Source organism: Bradyrhizobium sp. ERR14 (genome assembly GCF_014198235.1).
GTDB lineage: Bacteria > Pseudomonadota > Alphaproteobacteria > Rhizobiales > Xanthobacteraceae > Bradyrhizobium.
The window spans coordinates 1,248,498-1,263,739 of sequence record NZ_JACIHD010000001.1 but is presented as its reverse complement, the minus strand read 5'-3'; the positions used below and the strand labels follow the sequence as shown (position 1 = coordinate 1,263,739).

General features: G+C 65.0%; 11 protein-coding genes. 6 read left to right on the top strand and 5 right to left on the bottom strand.

Translation table 11 applies throughout. From position 1 onward, the window contains the following. Positions 1-56 precede the first annotated feature (56 nt). Positions 57-1,316 carry an adenylate/guanylate cyclase domain-containing protein gene (locus GGD62_RS06210; protein ID WP_179740201.1) on the top strand — a complete coding sequence of 420 codons (1,260 nt, stop codon included), beginning with the start codon at positions 57-59 and terminating at the stop codon, positions 1,314-1,316. Here the strand turns inward: GGD62_RS06210 and GGD62_RS06205 are convergent. Continuing rightward, the gene (locus tag GGD62_RS06205; RefSeq protein ID WP_183707517.1) at positions 1,313-2,557 is read right to left on the bottom strand and encodes an MFS transporter; all 1,245 of its coding nucleotides are present in this window, start codon (positions 2,555-2,557) and stop codon (positions 1,313-1,315) included. The two genes, GGD62_RS06210 and GGD62_RS06205, sit on opposite strands and share 4 nt — an antisense overlap. A 167-nt stretch (positions 2,558-2,724) precedes the next feature. Here GGD62_RS06205 and GGD62_RS06200 point away from each other — a divergent pair, with 167 nt between their 5' ends. Next, entirely contained in the window at positions 2,725-4,077 is a 1,353-nt protein-coding gene (locus GGD62_RS06200; RefSeq protein ID WP_183707515.1) for an Nramp family divalent metal transporter, read from the top strand. Positions 4,078-4,211: 134 nt separating this feature from the next. Here GGD62_RS06200 and GGD62_RS06195 read toward each other — a convergent pair whose 3' ends face one another. Then, on the bottom strand, positions 4,212-4,433 hold the full coding sequence (locus GGD62_RS06195; protein WP_183707513.1) for a hypothetical protein: 222 nt from the start codon (positions 4,431-4,433) through the stop codon (positions 4,212-4,214). A 345-nt stretch (positions 4,434-4,778) separates the two neighbouring features. On the opposite strand from GGD62_RS06195, the gene GGD62_RS06190 reads away from it, so the two are divergent. From GGD62_RS06190 to GGD62_RS06175, 4 genes are all read left to right on the top strand, one after another. Continuing rightward, complete coding sequence (locus GGD62_RS06190) at positions 4,779-7,802, top strand: adenylate/guanylate cyclase domain-containing protein (protein WP_210317725.1); 3,024 nt, start codon at positions 4,779-4,781, stop codon at positions 7,800-7,802. Positions 7,803-7,951: 149 nt separating this feature from the next. Beyond that, positions 7,952-9,082 carry a cytochrome P450 gene (locus GGD62_RS06185; RefSeq protein ID WP_246799990.1) on the top strand — a complete coding sequence of 377 codons (1,131 nt, stop codon included), beginning with the start codon at positions 7,952-7,954 and terminating at the stop codon, positions 9,080-9,082. 81 nt (positions 9,083-9,163) lie between these two features. Then, on the top strand, positions 9,164-10,912 hold the full coding sequence (locus GGD62_RS06180) for a hypothetical protein (protein WP_312014245.1): 1,749 nt from the start codon (positions 9,164-9,166) through the stop codon (positions 10,910-10,912). Next, on the top strand, positions 10,909-12,390 hold the full coding sequence (locus GGD62_RS06175; protein WP_179740192.1) for a Dyp-type peroxidase domain-containing protein: 1,482 nt from the start codon (positions 10,909-10,911) through the stop codon (positions 12,388-12,390). The genes GGD62_RS06180 and GGD62_RS06175 overlap by 4 nt, the downstream gene beginning before the upstream one ends. Positions 12,391-12,426: 36 nt before the next feature. Here the strand turns inward: GGD62_RS06175 and GGD62_RS06170 are convergent, their stop codons facing one another. The 3 genes from GGD62_RS06170 to hemB all read right to left on the bottom strand — a co-directional run bounded on the left by GGD62_RS06170 (position 12,427) and on the right by hemB (position 15,192). Next, positions 12,427-13,203 carry an arginyltransferase gene (locus tag GGD62_RS06170; RefSeq protein ID WP_018320036.1) on the bottom strand — a complete coding sequence of 259 codons (777 nt, stop codon included), beginning with the start codon at positions 13,201-13,203 and terminating at the stop codon, positions 12,427-12,429. 122 nt (positions 13,204-13,325) lie between these two features. Further along, positions 13,326-13,868, bottom strand: coding sequence for an RDD family protein (locus GGD62_RS06165; protein ID WP_018320037.1), 543 nt, complete (start codon positions 13,866-13,868; stop codon positions 13,326-13,328). Positions 13,869-14,130: 262 nt separating this feature from the next. Further along, positions 14,131-15,192, bottom strand: coding sequence for a porphobilinogen synthase (hemB, locus tag GGD62_RS06160; RefSeq protein ID WP_183707507.1), 1,062 nt, complete (start codon positions 15,190-15,192; stop codon positions 14,131-14,133). Positions 15,193-15,242: the final 50 nt, after the last annotated feature.

Sequence of the window (15,242 nt, the reverse complement as noted above, 5' to 3'; positions counted from 1 at the left end):
TTGCGCACGTTCGCGCGCGGCCTTTCGCCCGTCACGAATGCACGCCATAATGGCGCATGCAATTGACCTCGCGCCTTGCGCTGATGAACTGGCTGACCGGCCAGGGGCTCACGGGCCTTCCCGAAAACGAACTGCTCCGCGGCTTCTGCGAGCGCTGCCGCGCCGAGGGGCTGGAGCTGTCGCGTGCGCTGGTCGTGATCGACACGCTGCATCCGATCTATGAGGGCCGCGGCTTCCGCTGGAGCGACCGTCCCAGCAACGAGAGCGACGCGTTCGAATACCGCTCGACCGCCGAGGGCGACGCCGCCGCAAGCTGGCGCCGCTCGGTGTTTTTCCACATGCTGGAGCATGGCCACGACGAGATGGTGATCGATCTGGCCGACGCGCCGTCGATGGATTTCTCCCAGATCGGCGAGCTCGCCGAAAAAGGCCACAAGCACTATCTCGCCTTCGTGCATCGCTTCGGCGAGAACGGCGCGCTCGGCCTGATGGACTGCCTCTATTCCTGCTGGACCACGCGCCGCGACAGCGGCTTCTCCGGCGGCGAGCTCGAGGCGCTGCGCGATCTCGTGCCGGTGCTGGGGCTCGCGATCAAATCGGCCCAGCAGGTCGACATCGCGCGCACGCTCGGGCGCGTCTATCTCGGCCGCGACGCCTCCGAGCAGGTGCTGCGCGGCCGTATCTCGCGCGGCGTCACCGAGCGCATCAACGCCGTGCTCTGGTACTCGGATCTGCGCGGCTCGACCGGAATAAGCGAGAGCATCGGCCCCGACGAGATCATCCCGTTCCTCAACGACTACGCGCAGGCCGTGATCGACGCGATCCACGAGGCCGGCGGCGACGTGCTCAAGCTGATCGGGGACGGCGTGCTCGCGATGTTCTGGGGTGAGGACATGGCGGATGCGCGGCGCGCTGCGCTCCGCGCCGAGCATCTGTTCCGCAAGAACGTCGCGGCGCTGAACAAGCGGCGCGAGGCCGACGGCCGTCCGACCACGTCGGCTTATATCGGCCTGCATGTCGGTGAGGTCTTCTACGGCAATATCGGCAGCGAGGACCGGCTCGATTTCACGGTTGTCGGCCCGACCGTCAATGAAGTCAGCCGCATCGCCTCGATGAGCCGCTCGGTCGACCGCGAGCTGTTGGCATCGGCGGAATTCTACAAGGGCCTGGATGCCGCCGGCCGGCGCTATCTCGTCTCCACCGGCCGCTACGCGCTGCGCGGCATCGGCCGCGCGCAGGATCTCTACACGCTCGATCCCGAGGTCGACGCCAGCGAGCCGGTGACGGGCAGCTACGAGCGGTACCTGGCGAATTAGCACCGCGCCGCGACTTCATCCCCCACCATTTCCGGCTGCCGATCCAGCGCCACCGCGGGCGACAGCCAGATCACCAGCGCCTGCGCGCCGAACACGGCCGCCGCGAGATAAAGGCAGGCTTCGGCGCTCCAGAGGCCGCCGACGACCGCGCCCAGCGCCGAGCCGAGCGGGCGCGCGCCGTAGCTCATGATGTTGATGGCGGAGACGCGGCCCAAGAGGCGCGGCGGCGTCACGGACTGGCGCAGCGTCGTGGTCGAGATCACCCAGAGGATCGGCCCGACGCCGAGCAGGAAGAAGCTCGACGCCGCGAGCCAGGGCGAGGGGACCAGCACCGTCAGCGCCATCACCACAGCTGCAACGAAGCCCGTCACCGGGCCGAGGCCGACGACGGTGCCAAAAGCCACGCGCTGCATCACGCGCGTCGCGAACAGCGCGCCGATCACCATGCCGACGCCGTACATGGTCAGCACCGTGCCGACGCCGGCGGCGGTGAGGCCGAGATGGCGCACGGCATAGGGCACGAACACCGCGATCTGCAGGAACCAGCCGGTGTTGAAGATGAACTGGGTGATGAACACCGGCCGCAGCAGCGGATGATGGAATACGAAGGCCGTGCCTTCGCGGATATCCTGGAACGGATGTCGCCGCGGGGCGGGCGCGCGCGCCGGTTCGAAGATGCCCGAGAGCAGCACCACCGCAATCGCCGAGAGCGCCGCGGCGAAGCCGAACGCCGGGCTCGCGCCCCACCATCCCACCAGTGCGCCGCCGAGGGCGGGTCCGCTGGCGAAGGCGACGGTGCGCGCCAGCTCGATCCGGGCATTCGCCGCCGGCAGGAGGTCGGAGCTCACCAACGACGGCACCAGCGCCGGCGCGGCCACGCTGTAGACGACGGTGCCGCACACGGCTGCGAAGCCGAGCAGCGCCAGCAGCGGAAGATTGAGGGCGCCGAGCGCGAGTAGCAGCACGATTGTCCCGAGGGCCACCGCCCGCAGCGCCTCGGCCCCGGCCATCAGCGAGCGGCGCGAGATGCGGTCGGCGAGCAGGCCGGCCGGAATCGCGAACAGCACGAAGGGCAGGGTCAGCGCGGTCTGCAGCAGGCCGGTCTGGCCTTCCGCGACCCCGAGCGTGAGCACGGCGACGATGGGAGCTGCGGCCAGCGCGATCTGCTCGGCCGACTGCGCCGCGAGGTTGGACCAGGCGAGGCGGCCAAAGGTGTCGGGGAGGCGAGGCGGGTTTGACATGGCTCATTTCCTGCAAAGTCGGGTTGGCGCCAGTATCCGGCGCCAACGGCCGCCAAACCCACCCGCTTCCCGACACGGCGGCGAATAACGGCAGGAACGGGAACCCATGCCGCTAGATGCAGTTGCAAATGAGTTGCAATAAGACTCGATTTCGGTATTCTCGCCCTATGGATGCCCGATCGCCTGATTTGAGTCCCGACGCCGCCGGCTGGCGCGCTGATGCGCCCGTCACCAAAAGTCTCGCCGAGGTCAACGCCACGGTCGCCATTCCGGCCGCGGGCCGCTGGTGGCGCCGGCTGCTCGCCTTTGTCGGCCCGGGCTATCTGGTCTCGGTCGGCTACATGGACCCCGGCAATTGGGCGACCGACCTCGCCGGTGGCTCCAAGTTCGGCTACACGCTGCTGTCGGTCATCCTGCTTTCGAATTTGATGGCGATCCTGCTGCAGTCGCTGGCGGCACGGCTCGGCATCGTCACCGACCGCGACCTCGCGCAGGCCTGCCGCGCCACCTATTCGCCGGGGGTGAATTTCCTGCTCTGGCTCGCCTGCGAGGCGGCGATCATCGCCTGCGATCTCGCCGAGGTCATCGGCACCGCGATCGCGCTGAAGCTGCTGTTCGGCATTCCCCTGATCGGCGGCGCGCTGCTCACGGCCCTCGATGCCTTCCTGCTGCTGCTCCTGATGAACCGCGGCTTCCGTTTCCTCGAAGCCTTCGTCATCGCGCTGCTGGCGGTGATCGCGGTCTGCTTCGCGGTCCAGATCGTGGCTGCGGCGCCGCCGGTGGCGGAGGTCCTGCACGGCTTCATGCCGAAGAGCGAGATCTTCACCAACCCCGAGATGCTCTACATCGCGATCGGGATCATCGGTGCGACGGTGATGCCGCATAATCTCTATCTGCATTCCTCGATCGTGCAGACGCGCGCCTATGAGCGCAATGACACCGGCCGGCGCGAGGCGATCAAATGGGCGACGACGGACTCGACCATCGCCCTGATGCTGGCGCTGTTCATCAATGCCGCGATCCTGGTGGTCGCAGCCGCAACCTTCCACAAGAGCGGCCATTCCGACGTTGCCGAGATCGGCCAGGCCTTCGAGCTGCTGTCGCCGCTGCTCGGCCTCGGCATCGCCTCGACGCTGTTCGCGGTGGCGCTGCTCGCCTCCGGCCTCAACTCGACGGTGACGGCGACTCTCGCCGGCCAGATCGTGATGGAAGGCTTTCTCGACCTGCGCCTGCCGAGCTGGGCGCGCCGCCTGCTCACCCGCGGCATCGCCATCGTTCCGGTGATCGTGGTGACGGCGATCTATGGCGAGCGCGGCACCGCTGATCTGCTCGTGTTCAGCCAGGTGGTGCTGTCGATGCAGCTGCCCTTTGCGGTGATCCCCCTGGTCCGCTTCGTCTCCGACCGTCGCAAGATGGGGCAGTTCGCGATTCCGGGATATGTCGCGACGATCGCGTGGATCGTCGCGGGCGTCATCGTGATTTTGAACGTGAAGCTGCTGGTAGATACGCTGTTCGGGTGAGGGCGGCGGCTATCTATCCGGCCGGTTGAAGTGGGCCTTGCTCGGACGGCCCCCGATCAGGCAGCGAGCGTGACCTTCCCGAAAGCGAGCGTCTGCCCACGCTAGTCCGCAGTGACGCTTGTCCCGTGGCACCGTTAGATGTCCTGGCTGGCGACTTTGCTTTCGATTTCGCGCGCAGGGGTTGCAAAACCTGGCGTCGGAACTCGATTTGGCAAACTGTCACTTTTCAATTTGTGCGGCGCGCGTATACTAGTTGCAATTGCTGACCGGGCGTACAATAATAACCCCTGTTTCAGCATTGATTTTGCTTCCGGCGGGATGATCGGCGGATCCTGCGCCGGACCAAGAGCGGCCACTGCAATTCTCCGGACTCATCTATCGGTTGTGCGCGAATAGAGTTGGCGCACGAAATTTTTGATTTGATCGTTTGGATTGTTCGACAGCTTGTTTTTCTGCTGAGCGGGTTCACGCCTCGAAGGGGCGATGTTCAAGCCAGAACGCGTTGGTAATTTCGTTCAAGTCATTGATGAGTGTGTGCTGCCGTGACCAGGTGTCCCGCTTGTTCAGCCCGTATTTCCCGCGAGCATCGCTTCTGCTCTCAATGTGGCGCGAGTCTCAATCGTAACGCGGAGGAGCCGGGCGCCCCGGAGCGCGATGCGCACGTCGTCCAGCTGCACCATCATCTTCCCGTTCGCTCGCAGATGCTGACTGAAAACAAGCAGGTCAGCGTGCTGTTCGTCGACGTCTGCAATTCGACCTCCCTTTTGCAGCATGTCGACCCCGAGGAAGCCCGCGCCTATCTCGGCAGGGCATTGGACCGGTTGGCTGACGCGGTCGAGACCTATGGCGGCACGGTGAGCCAGTTGCTCGGCGATGGCCTCGTCGCCTTGTTCGGCGCGCCCGTGGCGCAGGAAGACCACGCCCTGCGGGCGTGCCTTGCCGCTCTCAAGATGCAGAGAGCATCCATTCCAGCCCAAGATATCGGAGGCGTTGTCAGCCCGACGCTACGCATCGGTATCAATTCGGGCGAGGTGCTGGTCGGTATCGTCGGACAGTACCGGTGGTCGCACTACGGCGCGGACGGAAAGACAATCCATCTCGCTTCGCGACTTGAGAAGATGGCGCCGCCCGGCGGTATCCTGATCAGCGCCGCGACGCAGCGGCTGGTCGCGCAGCAGATCGACACGCGTACGGCGGGCGTGCGGATCGTGCGCGGACTGGATGTTCCGATCGAAGTCCATGAAGTCGTGGTGGAGACCGAAAGTTCGGCGGCCGCGCCATTGACGCGGAAGCCGCGCTGGGCGCCTCTGATCGGACGCGAAGACACCTTGAGGATCCTGGAAGGGACCCTGGAGACCGTTCAAAAGTCCGGAATGCGAACCATCGGGTTGTGTGGCGATGCCGGGATCGGCAAGTCGCGCCTGATCGTCGACTGGATGGACAGCCTCGCGCAAGAGGGCGTGGACGTCTGCTTTTCGCAGGCGAGAGGGTACGCGAGCACGCGGGCCTACAGCACCGCCACCGATCTGACCGCAAGTTTGGTCGGGCTTGCGCAAACCAGCGCGGCAGACATTCGGCATTCCGCCAAGCAGGCGTTGATTGCGAAATGGCCCGATGACGGCGCCGAGCATCTGGCGGCGGTCAATGATCTCTTGGGACTTGCGGCGCCGGATGAGGCCTGGCTGGCGCTGAACCCGGCGCAACGACGGCGCCGGATCGGCGAGGCGTTGCTCTGGCTCGTGCGCAGACGCGTGCGGTCCGGCGCTTTCCTGCTCGTGCTCGAGGACGTCTTCCTGGCCGACCGCGAGAGCCGGCGGCTGTTCGAGGGCCTGCTTCCAAAACTTCAGGCGCTGCCGGTCCTGATTTGCGTCACTTATCGCCCGGATTTCGACCATCAGTGGCGTCGGGCGTCCTGGTTTTCCGAGCGCGTGATCGAGCCGCTGGGCGACGGAGAAATGCTCCAGCTCGCGCGCGCCTGTCTCGGCGATGATCCGTCCGTGCTTGGCGTCATGACCGAACTGGTCGCGCGCGCCGACGGCAATCCCTTCTTCCTGGAGCAACTGGTTTTCACGCTGATCGATGACGGGTCGCTGGAAGGGACCCCCGGCGCCTACCGTTTGCAGAGGCCTCTCGGAGAGCTGCGGGTGCCGGGCTCCATCGCGGCGGTGATCGGGGCGCGGGTCGACAGGCTGCCCGAAGCCGCAAAGTCGGCGCTCGAGGCTGCGGCCATCCTTGGTGATCCCATCACGCGCGATCTGGTTGCCGCGATGCAGGCCGTGGACCTCGATCGCGCCGAAGAATTGCTAGGCCTTTGTGTCGCATCCGGATTGCTGACGAGTCCGGATCAGGCGAGGGGCTCGCACGGATCGCACGCCTTCGCGTTCCGCCATGCCTTGGTCCGTGACGTCGTGCTTGGGGTGCTCACGCGCGCCAGGCTCAAGGCGCTGCATCGCCAGGCCTTCCTGGCGCTGCACGCCCAGCCCGGGGCCGCCGATGTCGATGCCGCGCCGGCACTGGCGCATCATGCCTTCGGGGGCGAGGAATGGGAGCAGGCGGCAAGATTCGCCGTCAAGTCGATGGCGCGTGCCATCTCGCGCTCGGCCAATCGGGAGGCCGTCCAATTGCTGGAGAAGGGCATCCAGGCGGCACGGCGCGTCGAGGGCGCGACGACCGCCCAGACCCTGGAGCTCGCGCTCCGGCTGGAGGCCATTGGCGCAATGCTGGCTCTCGGGCAGATCGACGAGATCTTCGACAACATGGAGCGGGCTGAAGCCATCGCCGTGCAACTGAACGATCAGCGTGCACGAGCGGCGGTTTCGACCGAGACGGCGGTGTTTCTGTGGATGCGCGGACGTTTCGAGCAAGGTCTGGGTTACGCTTCGCAGGGACTGGAAGCGGCTCGCCTCGCACAGCGTCGTCACATGATGATGGCGGCGCATCAGACCCGCCTCATGCATCTGCATGCGCTCGGGCGGTACGCGGACGCGGCGGCCGAAGGCCGCATCCTGCTGTCGGACTACGAACCGGAATTGTCGGCGCATTATGTCCAGCCCGGCTGGGCCGCGATTCCGATCATCAACCTGTACGCATTTCATGCCAGCACGCTGTGGCGCCTCGGGGATGGCGGCGCCGCGGACGATTTCTTCGCCAAGAGCTATGAGATTCTATCCAACATCGATCACCCATATTCCCGTCTGTTGATCGACACGGTCCAATCGCAGATCTGGGTCGAACGCGAGGAGCTCGACCGCGCCGAGTCCCTGATGCGCACGGGTGTGCAGCAATGCATGACGCACAACGTGCCGACCATGCTGTCCGTCTGCACCGGCGTTCTCGGCAGCGCGCTGGCGCGCAATGGCAAGGCTGCCGAAGCGGTGCCCATGCTGGAGAAGGGGTTCGCCGATCGCATCTACGAGGCGGCCGGCCCCTATGGCAGGACGTTCATGCGCGTGAGCCTGGGTGTCGCCTATCGCAAGCTCGGACGACTGGACGATGCGATCGCCGTCGGACGCAAGGCGGTCGAGCAGGCCGCTGAGGAGTACGGACACCAGACCGAAGCCCTGTACGAGCTCGCCGAAACGCTGCGGCAAGCCGGCGATCAGGCCGGGGCCGAAGCGCATTTCAAGCGAACCGCCGAGGCGGCGGAGCGTCTGGGCATGCCTCACTACCGGATGCGGGCCGCCGCGGCGCTCGCAGATTGGCGGAAGGACGGGTACGCAGCATGAAAATCTCAGCTGGCACTCCTGATGCAATGCCGCCGGGGCTCCGCAGCCTCTCCTATGGGATCTTCTGTTGGGCCAATCGCCGTCCGAGGGCGTTGCGAGCCGTCGGTGCCCTGTTTCGGCTTTGGCCGTTTGCGGGCGGCTGGTTCGGCATGGCGGCGCGCGCCAGTGCGGTCAAGGGTGTCCTGACCAGGCCGCAGAGTTTCTCGAACTCTGCCCATGCGGCCAATCTGGCCGCCGGCGATTACCTGATTGGCATGGATCCGGGTCCCACCTACCACGACGACAGGCGTCTGCTCGATGACCGGTTGGCTTTGCTGGCTGCGAGCTTGCCGGCTGCGGCCGATCAGGAGGTTCAGCGACTCGTCGAGCAGCTTGGGCAACTCGGCACGAACAAGTCGTTCGACCTCATTGACGACTACCTGATGTGGATCGTGTTTCGAGCGATGGATCCGCTGTTCGGGGCGGCAACGGGCAAGGTGGTCGCGGGCGCGCATGGCAATTTCAACGACCCCGGGCTGCAACGGCAATATCTCCTGGAAATCAGATATGTCGCAGGCCAGCTCCTTGCCGGAAGCACTGCGACGCTGAGGGTTCAGCGACGGGCAGAACTTTGCTCGGATGCGTTGCGGGCACGTATCGCCGCCGTGAGCCGCGACATCGAACAGGCTTGGGGTGTCCAGAGCACTGCCAGCGCCATCACGCGGAATGCCGCCGGTCTTGCCTGGATTTCGCATCCGGTCACGGTGCAGTCGGGGGCACTGGCCGTGCAGGAGTTGCTCGGGCGCTCCGGGGTTCACCGGGCCTTGCGGGCGGAAGCCGAGCGGCTCGGGCCGGCCCGCGTTTGGCAAGACGCCAAGTTCCGCGATCTGGTGCGCGAGCACGTGCTCGAGCTGATGCGCTTTCGGCCTATCTTTCCGCTGCTCGCGCGCGACGTGCCGCGCGATACGGAATTCGAGACCGGGGCGCGGCACAACGCGCCGTGCTCCGCTGGCGGCAAGATGGCAATCTGGTCGATCGCCGCCCTGTTCGATTCCAGGGTGGTCAAGAAGAGCCGTCAGTTCTGTCCCGCCCGCAATTGGGGGCCGCATCAGGATTTGCGCTGGCTGATGTTCGGGTACGGCACCCGCCAATGTCCTGCCAAGGATTACGCGGTCGAAATCCTGACCAGCGCGCTGATCGGTCTGCTGATCCTGCCCGAGCTGCGACTGACGCGGGGCGAGGGCAAGGCCATCGCCTATGACGGCCCATTGATGTCTCGCATGCGCGTGAACTTCGTCTGACGGATCGTGGAAGGACAGTCCATGCTCAAAATGGTCCGGCAGCAGATGATCTGCATCATTGCGCCAGGCTGGCGCGGCGCGGTGGATTTTTCCGACTCGGGAGACATGCAGTCCGCGCTGAATGCACTGTTTGAGGATGTTGCGGTCATTCAATTCGCGTCCATCGCACTGTTGCCGGCGCGCACGGACGCAGAGGACCAGGCGCCGCTGCTGATGCTCGAGCTTGCCGTCGAGGAAGGCATCGATCCCAAGGACATGCTGTACCGGCTGGTCCATCATCCCAGCGGCGCGATGTGGTCGCTCTTCAGCTCTTACTGGCCCGGCGGCGGGCCTGCGCTGGTGAGCGCGCGCAACGGACAATTGTTCGACAAGCTGATCGGGTGGCTCAGTCTCGCCGATGGCGGTTTCGTCGGTCCTCGCGACCGAACGGCCCGCCAGATCAGGAAGGAGCACGACCTCCTGATATGGACCCGGGACGAGGGACGCAAGTTGAGAGCCATGTACGGCGATGACCGTGCATCGTTCGCGCTTGCGCTGGCGCAGCGGGCATTCCAGGACCCGCGCTTCGACTGGGCGATGCAGCCTGCACCGCGGTCCTATTGGCGCGGGAAGGGTGCGAGCATCTCGGCAAAGGTCGGCTATGGGCTCACGATTTTCGGCTTGTGGCTGGCCCTGGTCTGGCTCGTGGGCGCGCTGCCGAAAGGATTGTTCGGCGCGATCACCTGGTTCGTCGGCGCATCCTATCCCCCGATGCAGTACGTGGTGGACATCATAAGCACTGTGAGCATGGAGATCGTGTGGGCGAGCGTCAGGGCGCTTCTCGCCTTTGTCGCGCTGCTGTTCCTGGGGTGGCTGCTCCTGGTCGCGCTGCCGGCCCTGTTCGCGCCCTGGCGGCGATGGGTGGACAGCGTCCGCCGCGAACTCGAACGGCCGACCGAGACGTGGTCGTCATTCTCCACCCGTGTGGTCGGCTGGATCGTGGTCGTGCCGTTGCTCGTTGCCATTTTGGTGTGCGCGGTGGTCTTCGTCTTCTATCCCAAGCCGATCATGGAAGGGATCACGGCTTTGACTGCGCGGGTTCCGGGATGGGAGCTCGCCCTCTTCGGCGTGCTTGCGATCGTCGCGCTGCTCTGCATCGGGACCTTCTTCTCCTGGATCAATCGCCGGTTTGAGGCCCTGAGCAAGTGGTTCTTTCATCCCTACGAAGACGATGTTGCCCGGGCCCAGCAGGTTCATCCGTCAATCGACCAGTGCGAAGCGCTGTTGGCCAGTGGGACCGCGCACATGGTCAGCCTGACTGATATCCGCAGCCCGAACGGATGGAGTGCCTGGTGGATCCGTGTGTCCCTGCGTGTCGTGACCTTCTTTGGGCGGGTGTTCTTCACCGAGGGGCGGCTCGGTGATGCACCGGGTATCCATTTCGGCCATTGGCACATTATCGAGGACGGCCGGCGCTTTCTATTCTGCTCGAACTATGACGGCAATTTCGGCGGTTACCTCGACGATTTCATCAACGGCGCGACGATCGGGACCACGTTGGCCTGGCGATGGACGACGCTGAGGCCGCGGGGATCGGCGGCGGTCGGGCAGCCGGACATCAAGGTGCCGCGCGATTTTCCGCCGACGCGTTTCGTGCTTTTTCGCGGGGTGAAGTGCGAGTTGAAATTCAAGTCCTACGCCCGCGACAGCATGCTTCCGCACATGTATCGCTTCGACGCGTGCAAAGCGACGATCGAGGAGATCGACCTCGCGACCGGGCTGCGCGATGCCCTGTTCGGCGAGCGCAACGACAGGAACGACGACTTCATCATGAGGGCGATCGAAACATGAAGGCTTCGCATCTCTCCGAACAGCTCGAGGACATTCAGGGAATGCTCGGAAGCGGCTTTGGCTGGTTGAAGACCAGCCGCTTCTGGCTGCTGACGATCAAGGCGGGCCGCGAGGACGATGCCCGGGCGTGGCTCGCAGGGCTCGTCGACAAGAAGCTGGTCGTCAGTGCCGCCGACGTCAGGAAATCGAGGACCCACCCCGTCGACGATGCCGTCGCGATCGCTTTCAGCTATTTGGGGCTGGCAAAGCTCGGATGCGACGAGACTGCTGCGCATCCGTTCCCGTCCCCGTTCAGCAGCGGCATGGGCTGCGACCTGCGCGCGTTGCTGTTGAGGGACAGCCCGCGAGAATGGCGCTGGTCCGATGTTGAAGGCGGTGCCGGCGACCCCGTGCATGTCCTGGTTGGCGAATGGAGAATGCGACGGAGCGCTGCCGAGATGGCGAGCGCGCCGGAGAAGTCAGCAGAACTGGATCCTGATCCCAGCGTGTTCGATGTCATCAAGATCGACAACGATCCCTGCGCCTTCCAGCAGAAGGCGGGCGACGAAGAAGAGAGATTGTACGAGTCCTTCGGGTTTCGCGATGGCCTCGCGCAGCCCGTGATCAGCGAGCTCAGGGAAGAGCGCGGCGCCGAGCGCAGGAAGATCAGGCGGGATGCCGGCATCCTGTACGAGGATCGCGTCGTCGCCCCGGGGGAATTCATTCTGGGCTATCGCAACGAATATGACGAGCTGACCTATTGCCCCAACGTCAAGCGATGGCCGGGCGATGCCACGTATACGAGCGGCCGCTTCGCGCTGAACGGAACCTATCTCGCGGTTCGCCAGATCGAGCAGGATGTCGACGCGTTCGCGAAATTTGAAGCGGTCTACGGCCAGGCCGTCTGCGAGAAGGTGATGGGCCGTCGAAAGAATGGAAAGCCATTGTCGTGGCAGGGCGATCCCGACGTTTCGATTTCGGATTCGAAAGCCGATGCATTTCGCTTTCGTGTCGACGACGCGAACGGCTTTGGCTGTCCGAAGGGAGCCCATATCCGCCGGGTCAATCCGAGGGATACGCTCGGCATCGACGTGCAATCGAGCATCAAGTCGGTCAAGCTGCACCGGCTGCTGCGCCGAGGTCGGCCCTATCGCGAGGAGGTTGCGAACGATAAGCCGCGCAAGGGCATCTTCTTCATCGCGTGCAACGCCGATCTCGAGCGGCAGTTTGAGTTCATCTACCAGCGCTGGTTGCGAAATCCCCGGTTCGTCTGCCTCAACGACCAGGACGACCCTCTCGTCGGCAAGCCCGCTGCCACCAGGAGCTTCTCCATGCCGGGATTGGCAAGCGGCGAGGAAGTGTCGCTGGCTGCTTTTACGCGGACGCTGGGGGGAGGCTATTTCTTCCTTCCCGGAATCTCTGCGCTCAAATTCATCCTCGGCCGCGAGGGCATTTCCAAAGCGGCCGGCCCGGAGGCAGTCGTAGCTCTGGCGCGTTGAAAGTCGGCGCGAGGCCGGAAGGGTCAATTTTGAGGGTCAATCCTGCGGCTCGGACGCCGCATCGCCCTGTGCGTCGATCCGCAGCCAGCCCGAAGGCGCGAGGCGCTGCTGCGGCAGGAAGCGGGCCTTGTAGTCCATCTTCTTCGAGCCCTCGATCCAGTAGCCGAGATAGACGTAGGGCAACCCTTGCCGGCGGGCGCGGGCGATGTGGTCGAGGATCATGAAGGTGCCCATCGAGCGGCTGACCTGGCCCGGCTCGAAGAATGAATAGACCATCGACAGGCCGTCGCTGAGCACATCGGTGAGTGCGACCGCGATCAGCTCCTCGCCACGGCCGGTGATGCCGCTGTCGGGGCCGCGCTTGCGGTATTCGATGATGCGGGTCTCGACATGGCTGTCCTCGACCATCATGGCATAGTCGAGCACGGTCATGTCGGCCATGCCGCCATGACGGTGGCGGGCGTCGAGATAGGCACGGAACACCGAATATTGCTCGGAGGTCGGCACCGCGCTGCGCTGCTCGCCGATGATGTCGGCGTTGCGCGCCATCACCTTGCGGAAGTTGCGGGAGGGGCGGAACTCGTTGGCGATGACCCGGACCGAGACGCAGGCGCGGCACTGGTCGCAGGCCGGCCGGTAGGCGATCGACTGGCTGCGGCGGAAGCCGCCATGGGTCAGGAGGTCGTTGAGGTCACCGGCGCGCTCCCCAACGAGGTGCGTGAACACCTTGCGCTCATGTCGACCCGGCAGATACGGGCAGGGGGACGGCGCCGTAAGGTAAAATTGGGGGGTATCGCGCGAGTGCTGGGTCAAGGGACGTCGTGGGCCTCCGAAGTGAGTATCAGCATCGCGCTACGGAAGCCCCCGGTCAATTGGTCAGCTCGGCAGGTCAGGTCAGCAGTCACCTTAGTGGATCCCGGTTAGTAGGCGGTTGATCACCAGGTCCTTGCCGCCTGCGGCACCGGCGCGCGGACGGAATTGTTGATCACGACCGTTCCCAGCACGAAATCGTGCAGTAAGCGCCGGCGGCCGTTGAACAGGCCGAGCAGCACGACGAAAGGCGTCAGGAAGCAGACCGTCACATAGAACAGCACGGCATGGGTGGCGCCGAGCACGAAGTAACCGGGTGCGCCGTACCAGGTGCGTAGCTCCAGATCCATCACCCGCATGCCGATCGTCGCGGAGGAGGGGCCGCCAATGCAGGCGCCGTAATAGACGATGGCCCAGATCACGGAGGCCGGCCAGGCCAGCCAGAACAGCGCCCAGCCGATGCCGAGCGTGACCACGCCAAACAATGCGATGAAGATGTAGCCGAGGATCACCGGCACCGAGATCACTACCATGTCGATCAGGAAGGCGAACACGCGCCGCGTCGCAACGCCGCGGAACAGCTCCGGGTGCAGATAGGGGTCGTAGGCGTGCGGCTGCGCCCCGCCGTCATTGCGCCAGGCGCCCGAATTGCCCGAGTCGTACGACATGATCCGTCCTCCCAGAGGGAAACAGAAGGAAAACCCTCAAGGCAGGACATGGGAACAGGCTCTTCCCCTGCCAAGGGCGCAGGGACGTTAACAAGCCGAAATATTCCGGCGATTCGGGGGCGGATGGGGCGCGGCGCTGACGCGCAGGAAACCGGTGACGTAGGGTGGGCAAAGGCGCGTAGCGCCGTGCCCACCATTGCCCGCTAACTTGCGCGATGGATGGATTGGTGGGCACGCTTCGCTTTGCCCACCCTACGGCACCTTACCCCTGCGCGCGCAGCTTCTCCGCCGCCTTCGGCGCAAAATAGCTCAGCACGCCATCGGCGCCGGCGCGCTTGAAGGCGAGCAGGCTCTCCATCATGGCGCGCTCGCCGTCGAGCCAGCCGTTGTTGGCGGCGGCTGCGATCATCGCGTATTCGCCCGAGACCTGGTAGGCGAAGGTCGGCATCGCAAACGTGTCCTTCACGCGGCGGACGACATCGAGATAGGGCATTCCGGGCTTCACCATCACCATGTCGGCGCCTTCGGCGATGTCGAGCTCGACCTCGCGCAGCGCTTCGTCGGTGTTGGCGCTGTCCATCTGATAGGTGCGCTTGTCGCCGGTCAGCGTCTTGGCCGAACCGATGGCGTCGCGGAACGGGCCGTAGAAGGCTGAGGCGTATTTCGCGGCGTAAGCCATGATCTGCACGTCGAGCAGGCCGGTGCGGTCCAGGCCTTCGCGGATCGCGGCGACGCGGCCGTCCATCATGTCGGAGGGCGCGATGATGTCGCAGCCGGCTTCGGCCTGCACCAGCGCCTGGCGCACCAGCACGGCGACCGTCTCGTCATTGAGGATCTTGCCGTCCGAGATCAGGCCGTCATGGCCGTGGCTGGTGAAGGGGTCGAGCGCGACGTCGCAGAGGATGCCGATCTCCGGAAACTCCTTCTTGATCGCGCGCACCGCCTGGCAGACCAGATTGTTCGGGTTGGTCGCTTCGGAGCCTTCCTCGTCGCGCAAGGACGGCTCGGTGTAGGGAAACAGCGCAAGGCAGGGGATGGTGAGCTTCATGGCGCGCTCGGCCTCGCGCACGGCCTGGTCGACGCTGAGGCGCTCGACGCCAGGCATCGAGGCGACCTGCTCGCGCTTGTTGGTGCCGTCGATCAGGAACAGGGGCCAGATCAGATCGTCGGTGGTGAGGACGTTCTCGCGCACCATCCGCCGGGCCCATTCGGCCTTGCGGTTGCGGCGCGGGCGGACGGTCAGATCGAGGGCATGGGGCACCGCCGCTCCCTCGCGGCGCGAAACCTCGCGCAATTCGATCGGACGTCCGTATTTGATCGCCATCACTCTTCCTCCGGCTGGAATTATTCTTATACCAGCTCGCATGGTTCCCG

Bases quoted from the DNA above. Each gene is read 5' to 3' on its own strand.
- GGD62_RS06210 (WP_179740201.1), top strand. From the start codon at position 57: ATGCAATTGACCTCGCGCCTTGCGCTGATGAACTGGCTGACCGGCCAG.
- GGD62_RS06205 (WP_183707517.1), bottom strand. From the start codon at position 2,557: ATGTCAAACCCGCCTCGCCTCCCCGACACCTTTGGCCGCCTCGCCTGG.
- GGD62_RS06200 (WP_183707515.1), top strand. From the start codon at position 2,725: ATGGATGCCCGATCGCCTGATTTGAGTCCCGACGCCGCCGGCTGGCGC.
- GGD62_RS06190 (WP_210317725.1), top strand. From the start codon at position 4,779: ATGCTGACTGAAAACAAGCAGGTCAGCGTGCTGTTCGTCGACGTCTGC.
- GGD62_RS06185 (WP_246799990.1), top strand. From the start codon at position 7,952: ATGGCGGCGCGCGCCAGTGCGGTCAAGGGTGTCCTGACCAGGCCGCAG.
- GGD62_RS06175 (WP_179740192.1), top strand. From the start codon at position 10,909: ATGAAGGCTTCGCATCTCTCCGAACAGCTCGAGGACATTCAGGGAATG.
- GGD62_RS06165 (WP_018320037.1), bottom strand. From the start codon at position 13,868: ATGTCGTACGACTCGGGCAATTCGGGCGCCTGGCGCAATGACGGCGGG.
- hemB (WP_183707507.1), bottom strand. From the start codon at position 15,192: ATGGCGATCAAATACGGACGTCCGATCGAATTGCGCGAGGTTTCGCGC.